The sequence below is a fragment of the Synechococcus sp. CBW1004 genome (genome assembly GCF_015840715.1).
In the GTDB taxonomy this organism is placed as follows: Bacteria; Cyanobacteriota; Cyanobacteriia; order PCC-6307; family Cyanobiaceae; genus Cyanobium.
In genome coordinates this window covers 2,970,155-2,985,905 of the sequence record NZ_CP060397.1, presented here as the reverse complement: position 1 = coordinate 2,985,905, position 15,751 = coordinate 2,970,155, and the positions used below count along the sequence as shown (strand labels likewise).

At 68.7% G+C, this 15,751-nt stretch carries 16 protein-coding genes; 7 read left to right on the top strand and 9 right to left on the bottom strand.

The window, feature by feature from the left end; translation table 11 throughout:
• Positions 1–32 precede the first annotated feature (32 nt).
• Entirely contained in the window at positions 33–794 is a 762-nt protein-coding gene (locus tag H8F25_RS14145; RefSeq protein ID WP_197210957.1) for a WecB/TagA/CpsF family glycosyltransferase, read from the top strand.
• 280 nt (positions 795–1,074) lie between these two features.
• Here the strand turns inward: H8F25_RS14145 and H8F25_RS14140 are convergent, their stop codons facing one another.
• The 4 genes from H8F25_RS14140 to tgt all read right to left on the bottom strand — a co-directional run bounded on the left by H8F25_RS14140 (position 1,075) and on the right by tgt (position 4,613).
• On the bottom strand, positions 1,075–1,971 hold the full coding sequence (locus H8F25_RS14140; RefSeq protein ID WP_197210956.1) for a hypothetical protein: 897 nt from the start codon (positions 1,969–1,971) through the stop codon (positions 1,075–1,077).
• 537 nt (positions 1,972–2,508) lie between these two features.
• Entirely contained in the window at positions 2,509–3,117 is a 609-nt protein-coding gene (locus H8F25_RS14135; RefSeq protein WP_197210955.1) for a hypothetical protein, read from the bottom strand.
• Positions 3,118–3,253: 136 nt separating this feature from the next.
• The gene (locus H8F25_RS14130) at positions 3,254–3,397 is read right to left on the bottom strand and encodes a photosystem II reaction center protein K (protein ID WP_197210954.1); all 144 of its coding nucleotides are present in this window, start codon (positions 3,395–3,397) and stop codon (positions 3,254–3,256) included.
• A 31-nt stretch (positions 3,398–3,428) separates the two neighbouring features.
• Positions 3,429–4,613, bottom strand: coding sequence for a tRNA guanosine(34) transglycosylase Tgt (tgt, locus tag H8F25_RS14125; RefSeq protein ID WP_197210953.1), 1,185 nt, complete (start codon positions 4,611–4,613; stop codon positions 3,429–3,431).
• Positions 4,614–4,749: 136 nt separating this feature from the next.
• Between tgt and H8F25_RS14120 the strand changes: the two genes are divergently transcribed.
• The gene (locus H8F25_RS14120) at positions 4,750–5,574 is read left to right on the top strand and encodes an adenosylcobinamide-GDP ribazoletransferase (RefSeq protein WP_197210952.1); all 825 of its coding nucleotides are present in this window, start codon (positions 4,750–4,752) and stop codon (positions 5,572–5,574) included.
• Here the strand turns inward: H8F25_RS14120 and H8F25_RS14115 are convergent.
• On the bottom strand, positions 5,558–6,688 hold the full coding sequence (locus H8F25_RS14115) for a sensor histidine kinase (RefSeq protein ID WP_370525757.1): 1,131 nt from the start codon (positions 6,686–6,688) through the stop codon (positions 5,558–5,560). The two genes, H8F25_RS14120 and H8F25_RS14115, sit on opposite strands and share 17 nt — an antisense overlap.
• Positions 6,689–7,106: 418 nt before the next feature.
• On the opposite strand from H8F25_RS14115, the gene H8F25_RS14110 reads away from it, so the two are divergent.
• Together H8F25_RS14110 and H8F25_RS17995 are read left to right on the top strand one after the other, a co-directional pair.
• Complete coding sequence (locus H8F25_RS14110) at positions 7,107–7,478, top strand: DUF3155 domain-containing protein (RefSeq protein WP_197210951.1); 372 nt, start codon at positions 7,107–7,109, stop codon at positions 7,476–7,478.
• A gap of 42 nt (positions 7,479–7,520) precedes the next feature.
• Positions 7,521–7,652, top strand: a complete 132-nt coding sequence (locus H8F25_RS17995; protein ID WP_255518281.1) for a hypothetical protein — start codon at positions 7,521–7,523, stop codon at positions 7,650–7,652.
• A 102-nt stretch (positions 7,653–7,754) separates the two neighbouring features.
• On the opposite strand, the gene H8F25_RS14105 is transcribed toward H8F25_RS17995, so the two are convergent.
• Positions 7,755–8,417 (bottom strand): alpha/beta hydrolase, encoded by a 663-nt coding sequence (locus H8F25_RS14105; protein ID WP_197210950.1) that lies wholly within the window; start codon positions 8,415–8,417, stop codon positions 7,755–7,757.
• A gap of 191 nt (positions 8,418–8,608) precedes the next feature.
• On the opposite strand from H8F25_RS14105, the gene purH reads away from it, so the two are divergent.
• Entirely contained in the window at positions 8,609–10,168 is a 1,560-nt protein-coding gene (purH, locus tag H8F25_RS14100; RefSeq protein ID WP_197210949.1) for a bifunctional phosphoribosylaminoimidazolecarboxamide formyltransferase/IMP cyclohydrolase, read from the top strand.
• Between the two features lie 164 nt (positions 10,169–10,332).
• On the top strand, positions 10,333–10,806 hold the full coding sequence (locus H8F25_RS14095) for a DUF4079 domain-containing protein (RefSeq protein WP_197210948.1): 474 nt from the start codon (positions 10,333–10,335) through the stop codon (positions 10,804–10,806).
• Between the two features lie 271 nt (positions 10,807–11,077).
• On the opposite strand, the gene H8F25_RS14090 is transcribed toward H8F25_RS14095, so the two are convergent.
• The 3 genes from H8F25_RS14090 to sfsA form a co-directional block, all read right to left on the bottom strand.
• The gene (locus tag H8F25_RS14090; RefSeq protein ID WP_231597385.1) at positions 11,078–11,728 is read right to left on the bottom strand and encodes a DUF1997 domain-containing protein; all 651 of its coding nucleotides are present in this window, start codon (positions 11,726–11,728) and stop codon (positions 11,078–11,080) included.
• A 223-nt stretch (positions 11,729–11,951) separates the two neighbouring features.
• Positions 11,952–13,148, bottom strand: coding sequence for a 4-hydroxy-3-methylbut-2-enyl diphosphate reductase (locus H8F25_RS14085; protein WP_197210947.1), 1,197 nt, complete (start codon positions 13,146–13,148; stop codon positions 11,952–11,954).
• 43 nt (positions 13,149–13,191) lie between these two features.
• Positions 13,192–13,977, bottom strand: coding sequence for a DNA/RNA nuclease SfsA (sfsA, locus tag H8F25_RS14080; protein ID WP_197210946.1), 786 nt, complete (start codon positions 13,975–13,977; stop codon positions 13,192–13,194).
• Positions 13,978–14,080: 103 nt separating this feature from the next.
• Here sfsA and murJ point away from each other — a divergent pair, with 103 nt between their 5' ends.
• Positions 14,081–15,751, top strand: coding sequence for a murein biosynthesis integral membrane protein MurJ (murJ, locus tag H8F25_RS14075; protein ID WP_197210945.1), 1,671 nt, complete (start codon positions 14,081–14,083; stop codon positions 15,749–15,751).

Below are 15,751 nucleotides of genomic sequence, written 5' to 3'. Positions count from 1 at the left end.
CCATAGATTCTCTCCCGCCGGCCGCACCCTCCATGGCAGCAACCGTGACCACACCGCTGCGCACCACTGTGCTGGGCGTGCCGGTGGATGTCTGCCCGGATGTGCTCGAAGCGGCTCTGGCGCTGCATCAGCTCGGCGGCGGCCAGATCGTGACGCTCAACGCCGAGATGACGATGGCGGCCCGCGAGGACCCCGCTCTGGGCCGGGCCATCGCTGCCGCCGACCTGGTGATCGCCGATGGCGCCGGGGTGGTCTGGGCCCTGGGCCGGCAGGGCTACCGAGTGCGCCGCAGCCCCGGCATCGAGCTGGCCTGGTCTCTCCTGGAGAACGCAGCGCAGCGCGGCTGGCGGGTGGCGCTGGTGGGGGCCTCCCCCGGGGTGATGGAGACGCTGCGGAAGACGCTGCAGCGGCAGCTGCCGCAGCTGGAGCTGAGCTTCTGCGTGCACGGCTATCAGGAGGCCTCGGCCTGGCCGGAGCTGGAGCGGCAGCTGCTGGCGCTCCAGCCCGACGTGGTGCTGGTGGCCCTGGGGGTGCCGCGCCAGGAAACCTGGATCCACGGCCTGGCGGCCCAGCGCACCGGCCTGGCGGCCCGGCGCAACGGCCTGTGGATGGGTGTGGGCGGCAGCTTCGATGTCTGGGCCGGCACCAAGAAGCGGGCGCCGCGCTGGATGGGGCGCCTGCAGATCGAGTGGCTCTACCGCCTTCTCCAGGAACCGAGCCGCTGGCGGCGCATGCTCGCCCTGCCACGCTTCACCTGGGCGGTGCTGCGGGACAGGGAAGGGCTGCAGAGATGAGTGCCCAACCCAACGCCAACCGAGAAGGCGAGGGAGCCAAGAGAGGTCTGGTCAAGCCTGGAGATGGGCCAGGTCACCGGATGGGACTTCTCTCGTTGACCTGACGGCGATTTCAGCCAGGGGGTTGCCCAGACCTTGCCACAGTGAACTCGCCTCAGTGAAGAGGTGGCCGTTCCTCTCGCCACGACCAGCGAAGAACGCACCGCAGCAGTGATGTAGGGAGCTGAAGCCTCCAGCTCTGGGGGCTGAGCGATGCCCGGCTTGGATCGGGACTCAGGACTCAGCTGGTGCGATCGTCTGAGGCCGGAGAGTCTGGTGGGGAATGAAGGCTGTCGAAGAATTGGTGGATGTTTGGCCCGGGCGGCACGGAAGTGCGACGGGGGGGAACCCCACCTGACGATGCGGCCGGTCCTGGGGAGCCAGGCTCCCCAGAACCGGCCTGGGCCTCGAGGAGCTCTTCGGGGGATACATCCTCGCCGCCGCCGTAGGCCGCGAATAGGAGATTGGTCTGGGGCTTCAGAGAACGGGCGATGGCGAAGAAGCCCATGGCGGAGAACAGGGCCACAACGGCATCCTTGACCCAGCGCACCAGCCCATCCTTCCAGCGCTGCCTGCCGAGTTCGTTGATGCGCGTCTCACGGGCGCGCAGCTGGGGCTCGATTTCAGCGATCAGCCTCTGCTTCACCACGCCCAGGGGTTCGCGCAGGGAGCCACCGAGATTGGGAGGAGCACCGGGCAGGGTTGTGATGGCGCCCAGCAGCACCTCTTCGGATTCAGCGAGGCGAATGCGCTCGAGGCCGCGGCTGATGGGCAGGAGCTCCCGACGGGCTTCACGCAGACTGACACGCACCCCCTGCACACCGGCCCAGGTCTGCAGGGGAACCATCAAGATGAATCCCAGGGCCACCGCCGAACTGAGACGCCGCAGGCGAATCCTGGACTTCGGCTCCACATCGCGGACGCTGGGAGACTGGGCCATCACCAGGAACACGAGGGCGATCAGCGGGAAGCTGACCCCTCCCCGCAGAATGCCGCAGACCCGCTCGATCCAGGCCGGCTCCAGCAGCCGCGGGGGCAGCGCTCCAGCGATGACGGTGACTGCATAGATGCCGAGCAGGGCATAGGCCACCGACGACAGGACATCGCGCAGCTCAGATTGACGGACCTGGGGAAGCATGCAGCCTGCGCCTGGAGAATGCTCACACTTTACAGTTGCCCCAGGCTGCTGGCCACCCGGACTGGAACATCAAGTCAATCGGAACAGCAAAATCCCCAACAAAGAATCACGGAGATATAACAAACACGACTTCCAAAAGAAACAATAGACGGCTAATTGATAAACCCTGAATCTAGCCGCGCATACATTGCTCCTGAGAAAGCGTGAACATCAAGCCAGGAACAAGTGGCAACCACCACCAACCAGGCAGGTGAATCATGGACCATCAAGCGATGCCGAGCAGGGGAATGGCGGCCCATTTCAAGGCGAGAGCCTCCTTCTGGCGGTGTGGGGTGTTGCTCAAGGAAGGACGACCAGAAGAGAGAGAGAGAGAGGGGGGACTTGCATAAAGCACAGGCAGACTTGCGGCTCAAGCACGCTCCAAGCCACGGAGGCAGGATCGGAGCTGGCTCAGCGCTGGCGAAAAGCTTCTGTAGCAATGGCCGCGCACAAAAAAGCCCCTCAGCGATGAGGGGCCCATAAGCATGACAGCTGGTTTCAGTCTGCTTTAGCAATCCGGCGTCGCAACTTTCGTGAGAATCCAAACATAGCACCAGCTCCAAGAACCGGGAGAGGACCTGGCGCAGGCTGAGCGAAAGAAGAAGTTGTAAAGGTCTGGCCAGCAGTGAAGCTACCTCCACCACCAGCAGCGGCAAGACCAATATTGATGGTATTACCAGCAGAAACGGTGTTAGGAATAGTAAAACTGAGAACAGTGTTACTAAAATCTAAGTTTCCAGCATTAACGGCGATAGGAGTACTATTTAGGTTGAGACTGCCAGGGCCAGAAATGGTCTGGTTAGGAAAAACAAAAGTATAAGGACCTCCGCCTCCACTAGAGGTTAAACCCGTCAACTGAAGTCCAGTCAATGTGTAAGAAGATCCGGAAAAACTGGAAATATTAAAATTCAGAGTCGAAGTTATGGTTCCGCCAGTCGAACTAAAGCCACCCGTAAATGCGTCGTACGCTGGAGTAGCGGTATCGCCAACCAGGAACGTAGTACAAGTAGCATCGTCAGGTATGCAAGCAGCCTCAGCGGGAGAAGCAATCGCAAAGACACTTAATGAGGACGCCGTCACAATGCCGGCGAAGAGAAGCTTTTTCACTGGAAAGGACGGATTGAAGAAGGTGGGTTAGGCTTGAAATTACTACAAGCTCTTGCACTATAGCCGCAAGGCCTGGGCATGCAACCGGGAATGGCTAACCAGTTCACAGACTGTCAGCGCATCCGGATAGCCCGCCTCAGCGGAAGCCCACCGAGGCCTGCCAGACGAAGGCCAGCAGCAGGAAGAACAGGGGGATGATCGGCAGGATGTCGACCAGAGGGCCGAAGGCCTGGTAGGCCTCGGGCAGCTGGGCGAAGGTGTGCAGGGCGAGAGCGGCCATCCCGGAACTCACATCAGGCGTGGAGCGGACGCTACCACGTGTGCGCCGCCGGGGAGTCCGGCTGCCAGGGAGCGAAATCCTCTGCAAAGGTCCCCTCGCCGATCGCCTGTGCCATGGCCGTGGTGAAGCGCAGCAGGGTGGTGAGGTTGTGCAGGCTGAGCAGCGTGCGGCCCAGCATCTCCTCGCTGCGCACCAGGTGGTGCAGGTAGGCGCGCGTGTGCAGCCTGCAGGCCAGGCAGCTGCAGCTGGCATCCAGGGGGGTGTGGTCGTGGCGGAAGCGTGCGTTGCGCAGGTTCCAGCGCTCGCCGCCCACCAGCGCCGCGCCATGGCGCCCCAGCCGCGTCGGCAGCACGCAGTCGAACAGATCGAAGCCGTGGGCCACCGCCACCGCCATCTCGCGCAGGCTGCCCACGCCCATCAGGTAGTGGGGGCGGTCTTCGGGCAGCAGCGGGCCCACCTCGCGCACGATGCGGTGCATCTCCTCCACCGGCTCGCCCACGCTCACCCCGCCGACGGCGATGCCGGGCAGATCCATCGAGGCCACCACCCGGGCCGACTCGCGGCGCAGGTGCGGGTAGCAGCCCCCCTGCACGATGCCGAACAGGGCCTGATCGGGGCGGCTGTGCACGGCGATGCAGCGCTCCAGCCAGGCATGGGTGCGGCGGCTGGCCTCGATCACCTCGCTTTCGGTGGCGGGCCAGGGGGGGCACTGGTCGAAGGCCATCGCCACATCGGCCCCGAGCTCCATCTGAATCTGCATCGAGCGCTCCGGGGTGATCGCGATGCGCGCCCCGTCCCGCGGCGAACGGAAGGTCACCCCCTGGTCGTCGATGCGGTTGAGGGCCCCGAGGCTGAACACCTGGTAGCCGCCGGAATCGGTGAGCAGCGGCCCCTGCCAGCCCATGAAACGGTGCAGCCCGCCCGCCTCGGCCACCACCGCCTCACCGGGCATCAGATGCAGGTGATAGGTGTTGGCCAGCACCATCTCGGCGCCGGTGTCGGCCAGCTGCGGCACGCTCACCCCCTTCACCGAGGCGGCGGTGCCCACCGGCATGAAGCGGGGCGTGTGCACCGGCCCATGCGGGGTGTGGAAGCAGCCGCAGCGGGCGCGGGTGCGCGTGCAGCGGGCCGTGATCTCGAAGGAGAAGGGAGGCAGGCCCTGGGGGCGGCCCGCCGGGGAAGCAGTGACCGGAGACGCAGCCGCCGGGGAGACCATGGCCGGTCTCGCCGGGGCGGGCGCAGGGGAATCAGAACGGCTCGTCACGCGCGGCTCCGGCGGATGCAAGGGTGAGGGACGGGCCTCCGCGCTGACGCCTCCGGTCCCTGCTGTTCAGCGACGCTACGCGCCACCGATGAGCCAACCGCCCCTGCCGCCGCCCGCGCCGGAACCCGTGCGGAAGCGGCAGGCACCCGGCTGGCTGCAGGACCTGACCGGCGCCTGGATCTTCTACACGGTGCTGCCGGCCTGGCCGGGAATCGCGCCCCGGTTCGAGCGGATCGCCCGCTTCGCCCCCTGGATCGGGGCGGTGCTGGGGGCCCTGCAGGCCCTGCTCTGGTGGGGCCTTGAAGGGCATGTGCCGGTGCTGACCCAGGTGTGCCTGGTGCAGGCCGCCGGCCTGTGGCTGAGCGGCGGCCTGCACATGGATGGGGCGATGGACACCGCCGACGGCCTGGCCGCCGGCCGGGAGCGCCTGCTGGAGGCGATGGCCGACAGCCGCGTCGGAGCCAGCGGCGTGCAGGCCCTCGTGGTGGTGCTGCTGCTGCGGGCCGGCGCCCTGGCGGCCCTGGGGCCTCTGGCGCCACTCGCTCTGGTGTGGGCGGCCGTCTGGAGCCGGGTGGCGCCATTGGTCGCCATGGCCCACTTCCCCTACCTGCGCGAGCGGGGCAGCGCGGCGTTCCATCGACGGCACTGGGCCGGTCTGGCCGTGGAGCTGCGGCCGACGCTGCTGCTGCTGGCGACGCTGCTGCCCCTGTCCCCATGGCTGGTTGGGAGAGCGGCCCTGCCGGTCGCGATCGGAGTGCTCGGCTGCCTGCCGGCGATCGGGGTGCCCCTCTGGCTGGGCCGGCGCCTGGGCGGTCACAGCGGTGACAGCTATGGAGCCTGCGTCGAATGGGGCGAGAGCCTGGCCCTGCTGGTCATGGCGCTGGCTCTGAGGCTGGTCAGCGATCCGGCCTGAGGGGCGGGGGCAGACGGAGCCGGAAGGCATTGCCCTCGGCGGGCAGATCCGGGGACACCCGGCGCGGCGGCACCAGCAGCTCCAGCTCGCCCCCCAGCCCGCGGGCCAGGTCGCGGGCCAGCGCCAGACCCAGGCCGGTACCCGGCCGGTGCAGGCCGGTGCTGCCCCGCTGGCCGCGCCCGAAGATCGGTTCCCGCTCCTCCTCGGGAATCTCCGGGCCGCCGTCCCACACCGTCAGCTGCAGCCCTCCGTCTGGATCCGGATCCAGATGCAGGCCCACAGGTGCCTGGGGGGCGCTGTAGCGAAAGGCGTTCTCCAGCAGGTTGGCCACGATCTCGGCGACAGCACCGCTGTCGCCGCGCCACTCGACCAGCTGCCCCGGAGCGCTCCACGGGCGGCCAGCGAGGGCGGCGCTGGCGGCGGCCCGCTGCAGCAGGGGAGCCAGGGGTTCCGCCAGGGGCTGCCCCTCCGGACCGCAGAGCAGCGGCGGCAGCAACAGCGGCTGGGGGGCGGCAGGGATGGCGGGGCGGACCTCACTGTCCACCAGGTCGCTGATCGCCTCCACATAGCGATTCAGCTGACGCTCCTCGGCCAGAAGGCCATCGACCAGATCATGGTGCTCGCTGCGGGGACCGAGGCGGCGCTGCAGCAGCTGAGCGAAGGTGCGCAGCGCCGTGAGCGGGTTGCGCAACTGATGCACCAGCAGACGCAGCTGCTGCTCCTGATCCTCAAGGCGGGCGGCGAGGCGCTGCTGCTCCAGATCGAGCAGCAGCGCCTCGGTGAGACAGAGCGCCACGGACTGCAGGCGCTGCCGCAGCGGTTCGGGCCAGGCCCCCCCAGGGCTTTCCACCTGCAGGGCACCCAGCAGCCGCTGGCGATGGCGCAGCGGCAACCAGCGGCGTTCCTCGGTCGGCTGCCGCAGACGGCTGTCCTGCTCGACCGCCGGCAGGCGGCGCCCGTCACCCGGCCACTGGCCGACCGGTAGCAGCGTCGGCGGCCCCTCAGGGGGCTGGTGGGTCACATAGACCACCAGCGAGCGCACCTGCGGACTGTCGACGAACTGGCCAAGCTGGTGGCGCAGAAGGCTGAGAAACCGCTCTGAGACTGGAATCACAGCAATCGCGGGCTGACGGACGAGGGGTGCCGACACCAATCTGGCGGCTCTCCGTGGTGAATTCCGGAAAAAAGCTTTAGGATCCAGGGTATCGGCCGCTACTTCACTGCCCGCCCCGGGCGGAGAGTGCCCGGCGAAGAGCCGATCCGGATCAAGGGTTGCGCAAACCTTTGAGTTCAGGCTACAGCAGAGGCAGCAACGCCTCGCGTCTGTCCCGATGTGCCGCCGCCGCGGCCATGGGGCTTCCGCCGTGACGACCCGCCCCAGGCGTGGCCGCAGAACGTAGAGGCGTGGATCCACCGGTGGTGACGCCGGTGGACCGGCCTGCTGTCAATGGAGCGGGACCATTCCGGTCCGGCCCGGTTGACGCAGCCCCATTCCTGCCGTCCTTTTCTCCACTCCCTCCGGGAGCCCGTCCATGTCCAAGAAGCGCAAGCGGATCAGCCGCCGCCGCCTGGCAGGCCAGCGCGTGCTGGCCCATGTCCCCACCTACCACCTCGAAACGGGCTCTCACAAACCCGTCACGGCGGCGCGACGCTACATCGCCGCCAGCGAGCTGGTGCCCCCGGCGATCCTCAACGTGCGCCGCAACGAGCACACCACCGACCGCTTCTTCTGGGGCGAGAAGGGACTGTTCAGCGCCCAGTACGCCGAGGAGAACCACTTCCTGTTCCCCTCCCTGCGCCAGATCGTCGACAGCATCGGCGAGGACGTGCTCTTCGAAGGTCTCGAGGCCCTCGCCTCCGATGACTGGGAGGAGATGGAGGAGTACGAGTACGCCTTCGTCTGAAGCTCTGCCGGCAGGGCTGAGCGAGCTTCCCGGGACTCCGCCTTGCCCGTGATCACATGCAGCGTGGTGGCTCCCGCACCGTTGCTGCTCCTGCAGGTCTGCCTGCAGGACATCGCCGATCCAGAGGACGCAGCCGCAGCTGCGGCTGTCGTCTTCCAGCAGGAGTGGTCGTGACAGGGACGCGTTGCCCGTGGCTGCAGGCCACGGGCTTTTTTTTGTGCCGTCTCCCCATGCCGGCCGCCTTCCCTGACAGCCTGCCGGATCGGAGCGAATGGATCAGCGCGACCAGGCCTCCTTCAGAAAGCGCGCCAGTTCCGGCAGCAGGGCGGGATCGATGCCATGGCCGCCGCTGAAGTCGTGGCGCCGCACGGGGATTCCTGCCTCCTGCAGCAACCGCTCGAGGCTGTCGCAGTGATCCGGCGTCACCACCGGATCCTGGCGGCCATGGGTGAGCAGCACCGGCGTGCCGCTGGCCCGGGGCTGCCAGCCGTGATGCGGATAGCCGCTGCTGGCGATCAGCGCCGCCAGCGGCAACGGCTGATCACCGCCGGTGGCGGCATCGAGCGCCATGGCCGCCCCCTGGGAAAACCCCAGCACGGCCGTGCGCTCGAGCGGCACCGTGGACGCCAGATCGAGCAGCCTGCGGCGCAGCGCCTCCCGGGCCGCCGGCACCCGCTCCCAGACCGGCTCCGGCACCATGGCGGCGTTCAAGAGCAGGGGATACCACTGGCGCCCCATGCCGGCGGGGTGGGCCTCCGGCGCCCGCAGCGACACCACGCTCACCTCCGGGGGCACCAGCACCTCCGCCAGATCGAGCAGGTCATCGGCATCGGCACCCCAGCCATGCAGCAGCACCAGACGCTGCGCCGCCCGTTCCGGCCCGAGATGGATCGCCTGTCCGTCATCGCGGGGCGGACTGCTGCTGGCAGAGACGTTCATCGGATCAGGTGCGGGGATGGGACCCAAGGGGAGCCAGCCTGACGCAGCGCGCAGGGCAGGGCCGCCAGGGGCAACCCCGGCCGGGACATCAGCAGCAGAGGCCAGGGAGGTGAGGGCGTCGCAGCCACCTGAGCCGCAGGGAGTCAGCCACTCGCTGGATAGGTTGGCTTCAGATCCGCCCCTCCGCCGCCATGGCCCCCACGGCCCTCCTGAGCGTCTCCGACAAGCAGGACCTCATCCCGCTGGCCGAGGGCCTGCTGCGCCACGGCTATCGCCTGATCTCCAGCGGCGGGACAGCCTCGGCCCTTGCCTCCGCAGGCCTGCCGGTGACCAAGGTGGCCGAGCACACCGGCGCCCCCGAGATCCTGGGCGGGCGGGTGAAGACCCTGCATCCGCGCATCCACGGCGGCATCCTGGCCCGCCGCTCCGATCCGTCGCACCAGGCCGATCTGGAGGCCCAGGGCATCGACGCCATCGATGTGGTGGTAGTCAACCTCTATCCCTTCCGCCAGACCGTGGCCGATCCGGCCGTGGCCTTCGAGACCGCGATCGAGAACATCGATATCGGCGGGCCGGCGATGGTGCGCGCCTCCGCCAAGAACCACGCCGACGTGGCGGTGCTCACCGACCCTTCTCAGTACCCGGACTTCCTGGCCGCCCTCGACGCCGGCGCGGTGGACGCGGCGCTGCGCCGCCGCCTCGCCCTGGCCGCCTTCCGCCACACCGCCGACTACGACGCGGCCATCGCCGCCTGGCTGGGGCAGCGCCTCGCGGAGGAAGACGGCACCACCCCGCAGGAGGCGCCGCCCCTGCGACTGGAGCTCCCTGCACGCCAGACCCTTCGCTACGGCGAGAACCCGCATCAGCAGGCCACCTGGCACAGCAGCCCCGATGGCGGCTGGGGCGGCGCCAGCCAGCTGCAGGGCAAGGAACTCAGCTACAACAACATCCTTGATCTCGACGCCGCCCTGGCCACGGTGCGCGAGTTCGGGTACGGCCACGGCAGCCAGCCGGCAGCGGTCGTGGTCAAGCACACCAACCCCTGCGGCGTCGCCACCGGCAGCGGCACCGCCGACGCCCTGACCCGGGCCCTTGACGCCGACCGGGTGAGCGCCTTCGGGGGCATCGTGGCGCTCAACACCCCGGTGGATGGGTCCACCGCCGACCAGCTCACCAGCCTGTTCCTCGAATGCGTGGTGGCACCGGCGTTTGATGAGGCGGCTCGCAGCCAGCTGGCGGCCAAGGCCAACCTGCGCCTGCTGGAGCTCTCCCCCGAGGCGATCGCCCGCGCCGCACGCCGGCAGCTGCGGTCGCTGCTCGGCGGCGTGCTGGTGCAGGACCTCGACGATCAGCCGGTGGATGAAAGCGTCTGGCAGGTGGCCAGCGACCGCCAGCCCAGCGCCGCCGAGCTCGACGACCTGCGCTTCGCCTGGAAGCTGGTGCGCCACGTGCGCTCCAACGCGATCACCGTGGCCAGGGACGGCCAGAGCCTGGGCATCGGCGCCGGCCAGATGAACCGGGTGGGCTCCGCCCAGCTGGCCCTGGCAGCCGCCGGCGAGCGGGCCCGCGGGGCGGTGCTGGCCAGCGACGGCTTCTTCCCCTTCGATGACACGGTGCGCCTGGCCGCCAGCCACGGCATCACGGCCGTGATCCATCCCGGCGGCAGCGTGCGTGACAAGGACTCGATCGCCGCCTGCAATGAGCTGGGTCTGGCGATGGTGGTCACCGGCCGGCGTCACTTCCTGCACTGATCGGCAGGACCGCGAGCGAAGCGGCTCCGCGGCCTCGCTGCCGCCCCAGGCCGAGCAGCCGCCGCGGTTGCCGGCCGCATCAGACCAGCCGGCGGGGAACGCCGGGCGAACCACCGGCATGCAGGGGTGAGTTGTAGCTTCGGCTGCGGCCCGCCTCCTCTGCCATGCCGATCGAGCTCCCCGAATCCCTGGCCTTCAACCTCAACTTCCTGCACCCCCTGCTGATGTGGGTGCTGCTGGGGGTCTCGGGCTACGCCATGGTGCTCGGCATCAAGGCCAAGAAGACCCGCACCGGCACCCCCGAGCAGCGCAAGGAGCTGATCAAGGGGCAGTTCGGCAAACGCCATTTCCAGTTCGGCTCGCTGGTGCTGGCGATCATGGTGCTCGGCACCTTCGGTGGCATGGCCGTCACCTATCTGAACAACGGCAAGCTGTTCGTGGGGCCGCACCTGCTGGTGGGCATCGCCATGACCAGCCTGCTGGCCATGGCTGCGGCCCTCTCGCCGCTGATGCAGGCCGGCAATGTGATCGCCCGCAAGATTCACGTCGGCCTCAACATGGGCGTGATGACCCTGTTCCTCTGGCAGGCCGTCACCGGCATGCAGATCGTGCAGAAGCTGCTCACGCCCGCGGCCTGATCGCTGGCCGCCTGAGCGCTGGGCCCGCGGGAGCAGCGGCGGCTGATGCCAGGGAAGGGGCAACGGCAGGGGTGCGTGCTGTCGCTGCCGTTGTCCTTCCGCCGTGCCCTGCACGATCGGTCGCTGCCTGCACACCAGATGTGGTGTCGCCTGACGGCAGATCCCTGCAAGCACCCGGCGCGCCCGCCTGTCTGGCAGGTCGGCTTCGCCATGGCAGAGCCTCACGGGCGGGCGCTGCACACCGCCTCTTCGGCTGGGCTGGGCTTCCCCCTCAGAACTGCGCCCGCCGCCGCGGCGGACAGGGCAGGCCATGGCTGGCGTGGAAGTCCTCCTGCACCTTCCAGGTGAGCCGCCGGGAAATCTGGCGCACGATCTGTCGCAGCAGGTGATCACCGCTGCTCTGCACCAGCGACTCGGGCAGCAGGTTGATCATCGCCGGCAGGCGGATCCAGACCGACAGATCCAGCTGCCAGCGCACCAGGGTGTGCTGCATCATCCGGTCGACCTCCTCATGGGAGACCTCGGGCCCGCTGCTCTCCTCAAGTCGCAGCGAGGCGTTGAAATCGACGTCGTAGAGCCCCTGAAGTGCCTCGTCGGCCTGCGGCACGGGCACCGTCAGGATGCGGTAGATGCCCTGCTCCTGGGGCAGCAGCTCCAGTCCGATGGTGGGTTCCACCTCGAAGCCGAAGTTGCCGAAACGCCCAAGCGTGAGCACGTAGCCCTGGGATCCCAGGGGGGTGACCGCCATCGGCGCGGCGCAGCGCCGGAACCAGCCTTCGTGGCGGTCCAGATAGTCGGCCACCACGGCGGCCGGGGCGCGCATCTCCATCATGTCGGCGAAGGCGCTGGCGTAGCGATGCACACGCGGGTCATCGCGCTCGCGCAGGCTGCTGGAAGAGGCGGTGGAGGATTCGTCCGTCACGCTGCGGCCGTGGGGAACTGCGTCGGCGGGGCTGGAGAGGAGACGCGAATGGGACTGAACGGGCGAGGAGCGATGCGGCGAGGCGGAGTCGCCCCCGTGCAGCTGGCTGGAGGTGTCGTCGCGAGCGGCTGACCTGAGCAGGGGGGACAAACGGAGAACCTCGCTCGGGAACAACGATGCGGACACCCCCTGGGGAGAGACCGGAAGCGAATGTAAAGCCCCCTCAGGCCTCGCTCAGCTCGATCAGACGACGGATCACATCCTCCACCACCCGATCGGGCGTCGAGGCACCGGAGGTGAGGCCGACCCGGATCGGCCCCTCCGGCAGGAACGGCGCCTCCACCTCCAGCCCCGACCCGAGCGGCTTGTGCTCGATCCGGTTGCCGGGGCCGATGCGCTCGGGCGTGTCGATGTGGAAGGAGCGGATGCCGCGGCTGACGGCAATCTCCTGCAGGTGGGTGGTGTTGGAGGAATTGAAACCGCCGATCACCACGAGCAGATCCAGCGGTTCATCCACCAGGGAGAACATCGCGTCCTGCCGCTCCTGGGTGGCGTCGCAGATGGTGTTGAAGGCCAGGAAGTGCTCGTTGATCTCCGCCGGCCCGAAGCGCTGCAGCAAGGTGCGCTCGAACAGCCTGCCGATCTCCTCGGTCTCGCTCTTGAGCATCGTCGTCTGGTTGGCCACACCCAGGCGGATCAGATCGCGGTCCGGGTCGAAGCCGGGTGAGCAGGCCCGCTCGAAGCGCGCCATGAAGGTGTCGCGATCGCCCTTGCCGAGGATGTAATCGCAGACCATCTGGGCTTCGGCCAGATCGAGCACCACCAGATAGGTGCCGGCGAAGCTGCTGGTGGCGAGCGTCTCCTCGTGCTTCACCTTGCCGTGGATGATCGAGGTGAAGGCATGCTTCTTGTGCTTCTCCACCGTGTTCCACACCTTCGACACCCAGGGGCAGGTGGTGTCGACGATGTGACAGCCGCGTTCATTGAGCAGCTGCATCTCCTGCACCGTGGCTCCGAAGGCCGGCAGGATCACCACATCGCCGGTGCCCACCTCGGAGAAGTCCTTGACGCCGTCCTCGACGGCGATGAACTGCACATCCATCGCCCGCAGATGATCGTTCACCGAGGGGTTGTGGATGATCTCGTTGGTGATCCAGATGCGCTCGCTCGGGTAGTGGCGGCGCGTTTCGTAGGCCATCGCCACCGCCCGCTCCACCCCCCAGCAGAAGCCGAAGGCCTCAGCCAGCCGCACTGTCAGCCGGCCCTCGCGCAGCTCATGGCCGTTGGTGCGCAGGCTGGCGATCAGATCGCTCTGGTAGGCCGTCTGCAGGCTGCCGGCCACCTCCTCGCCCAGGCCGAAACCGCGACGGTTGTAACGCTCCGAATGATGCAGGGAGCGCTTGAAGGCACGGGTATCCACGGCGGCACGGGCTGCTGTTGCAGGGACTCTATGGGCGCCGGCCTCAGGGCTGACGCTCCAGCACCGTGGCCAGTCCCAGCCACTGCACCGCGCCTGCACTGAACGCGTAGCGGCAGGGCAGCACCTCCACCCCCGCCGCCAGAGCAGCTCGGAACAGCTCCCCGTAGCGGGCATCGGCCGCATCCCCCGGTGCGAAGCGCCGCACGTCGCTGCGCGCCAGGCACGGAAGCAGCACGGCACGGGCCTCGGGCAGCAGCGCCGTGAGCTCCTGCAGGTGCTTCTGTCCGCGCTCGGTGACCGTGTCCGGGAACAGGGCCAGATCGCCGTCGGTCCAGGTGGTGTTCTTGACCTCCACATAGATGGGCCGCGGATCGGCCGCCCCCTCCGCCGGGGTGAGCAGCAGATCGATGCGGCTGCGGCGTCCCTCGCCGTAGGGGACCTCCGGCCGGATCGAGCCGATCGGGCCCAGCCAGGGCTCGAGACAACCCGCCTCGATCGTGGCCCGCACCAGCCGGTTGGGCAGGGCGGTGTTCACCCCCACCCACACCGGCATGCCATCGGCGCCCGGCACCTCGGCCTGCTCCCAGGTCCAGGCGAGCTTGCGGCTGGGCGACGGGTCATGGCGCAGCCGCACGCGCCCCCCCGGCAGCAGCACGCCGGTCATCGGGCCGGTGTTGGGGCAGTGGGCCGTCACCTCCTCGCCGCTGTCGAGACGCACATCGGCCAGGAAGCGCTTGTAACGCCTCAGCAGCACGCCCTCCCGCAGATCCGCCAGCGGCCAGACGGGGCAGGGCTCAGAAGGAACCTGGAGCGGTGTCGGGTCCGACATGGGGAGGGGCGTCCGGGATCGTGGCGCCATGGTGACCCGCGGAGGCCCTTGCGCATCGGCTCCGGCAGGCAAGAATCCACGCTCGATCGGGGTTCCGGACCGGATGGGTGACTCATCACAGCGCAGCCCCGCCGAGGCCGATCCCGGCAGCGGCGGGGGCGTACGCTCGCTGCGCCGCATCGCCCTGATCGTGGCGGTGGCCACCGCCCTCAGCAAGGTGGCGGGGCTGGTGCGTCAGCAGGTGATCGCCGCGGCCTTCGGGGTGGGCGCCGCCTACGACGCCTACAACTACGCCTACGTCCTGCCCGGCTTCCTGCTGATCCTGCTGGGCGGCATCAACGGCCCGTTCCACAGCGCCATGGTGAGCGTGCTGGCCCGCCGGGACCGCCGTGAGGGAGCCCATGTGCTCGCGGCGATCAACACGATCGTCGGCGCGGGCCTGATCGCCGTCACGATCGTGCTGGTGCTGTTCGCCGATCCGCTGATCGACCTGGTGGGGCCGATGCTGGATGCCGAGCGGCACCGGATCGCCGTGGTGCAGCTGCGCTGGATGGCGCCGATGGCTCTGTTCGCCGGCCTGATCGGCCTGGGTTTCGGCGCGCTCAACGCCGCCGATGTGTTCTGGCTGCCCTCGGTCAGCCCGCTGCTCTCGAGCGTGGCGGTGATCATCGGCATCGGCCTGCTCTGGTGGCAGCTCGGCAGCAGCATCACCCTGCCGGCCACGGCGGTGATCGGTGGGATCGTGCTGGCCGCCAGCACCACGGTGGGGGCGATCCTGCAGTGGCTGATCCAGCTGCCGGCACTGGCGAAGGAGGGCCTCAACAAGCTGCAGCTCGTCTGGGACTGGAAGGATCCCGGCGTTCAGGAGGTGCTGAAGGTGATGGGTCCGGCCACCCTCTCCTCGGGGATGCTGCAGATCAACGTGTTCGTGTCGCTGTTCTTCGCCTCCGGCATGCCGGAGGCGGCGGCGGGACTGGGCTACGCCAATCTTCTGGTGCAGACACCCCTGGGGCTGCTCTCCAACGCCCTGCTGGTGCCGCTTCTGCCGGTGTACGCACGGCTGACGGCACCGCAGGACCGCCCCGAGCTGATCGGCCGCATCCGCCAGGGTCTGATGCTCTCCAACGCCAGCATGCTGCCGCTGGGGGCGCTGATGGTGGGCCTGGCGGTGCCGATCGTGGCCCTGATCTACGAGCGGGGCGCCTTCGACCGCAGCGCCGCCGCGCTGGTGGGACAGCTGCTGATGGCCTACGGCATCGGCATGCCCGCCTACCTGGCCCGCGACGTGCTGGTGCGGGTCTTCTATGCCCTGGCCGACGCCAACACCCCCTTCCGCTGGTCGGTGGGCGGCATCGGCCTCAACGCGGTGTTCTGCTGGGCCTTCACCGGCGGCCCCACCCCCGGCTGGGGCCTGCAGCTGCCCATGCTCAACGCCGGAGCAGCCGGGCTGGTGCTGGCCACGGTGGCCGTGAACCTGATCACCTGCCTCGGGCTGCTGCTGGCGCTGCAGCGGCGGCTGGGGGGTCTGCCGCTGCGGATCTGGGCCCGCGACACGGCCCTGCTGCTGCTGGCGGCCGTGCTGGGAGGTGTGGTGGCCTGGCTGCTGGCCGAACAGGTGGCCTGGCCGACGGGACTGCTGGGTCTGCTGCTGCAGTGCGGCATCGCCAGCGCCATGGGCACGGCCGTCTATGGACTGGTGGCCTCGCTGGCCGGGGTGCCGGAGGTGCAGGAACTGCTGGCCACCGTGCGTCGCCGGCTGCCCGGCAAGGCCTGA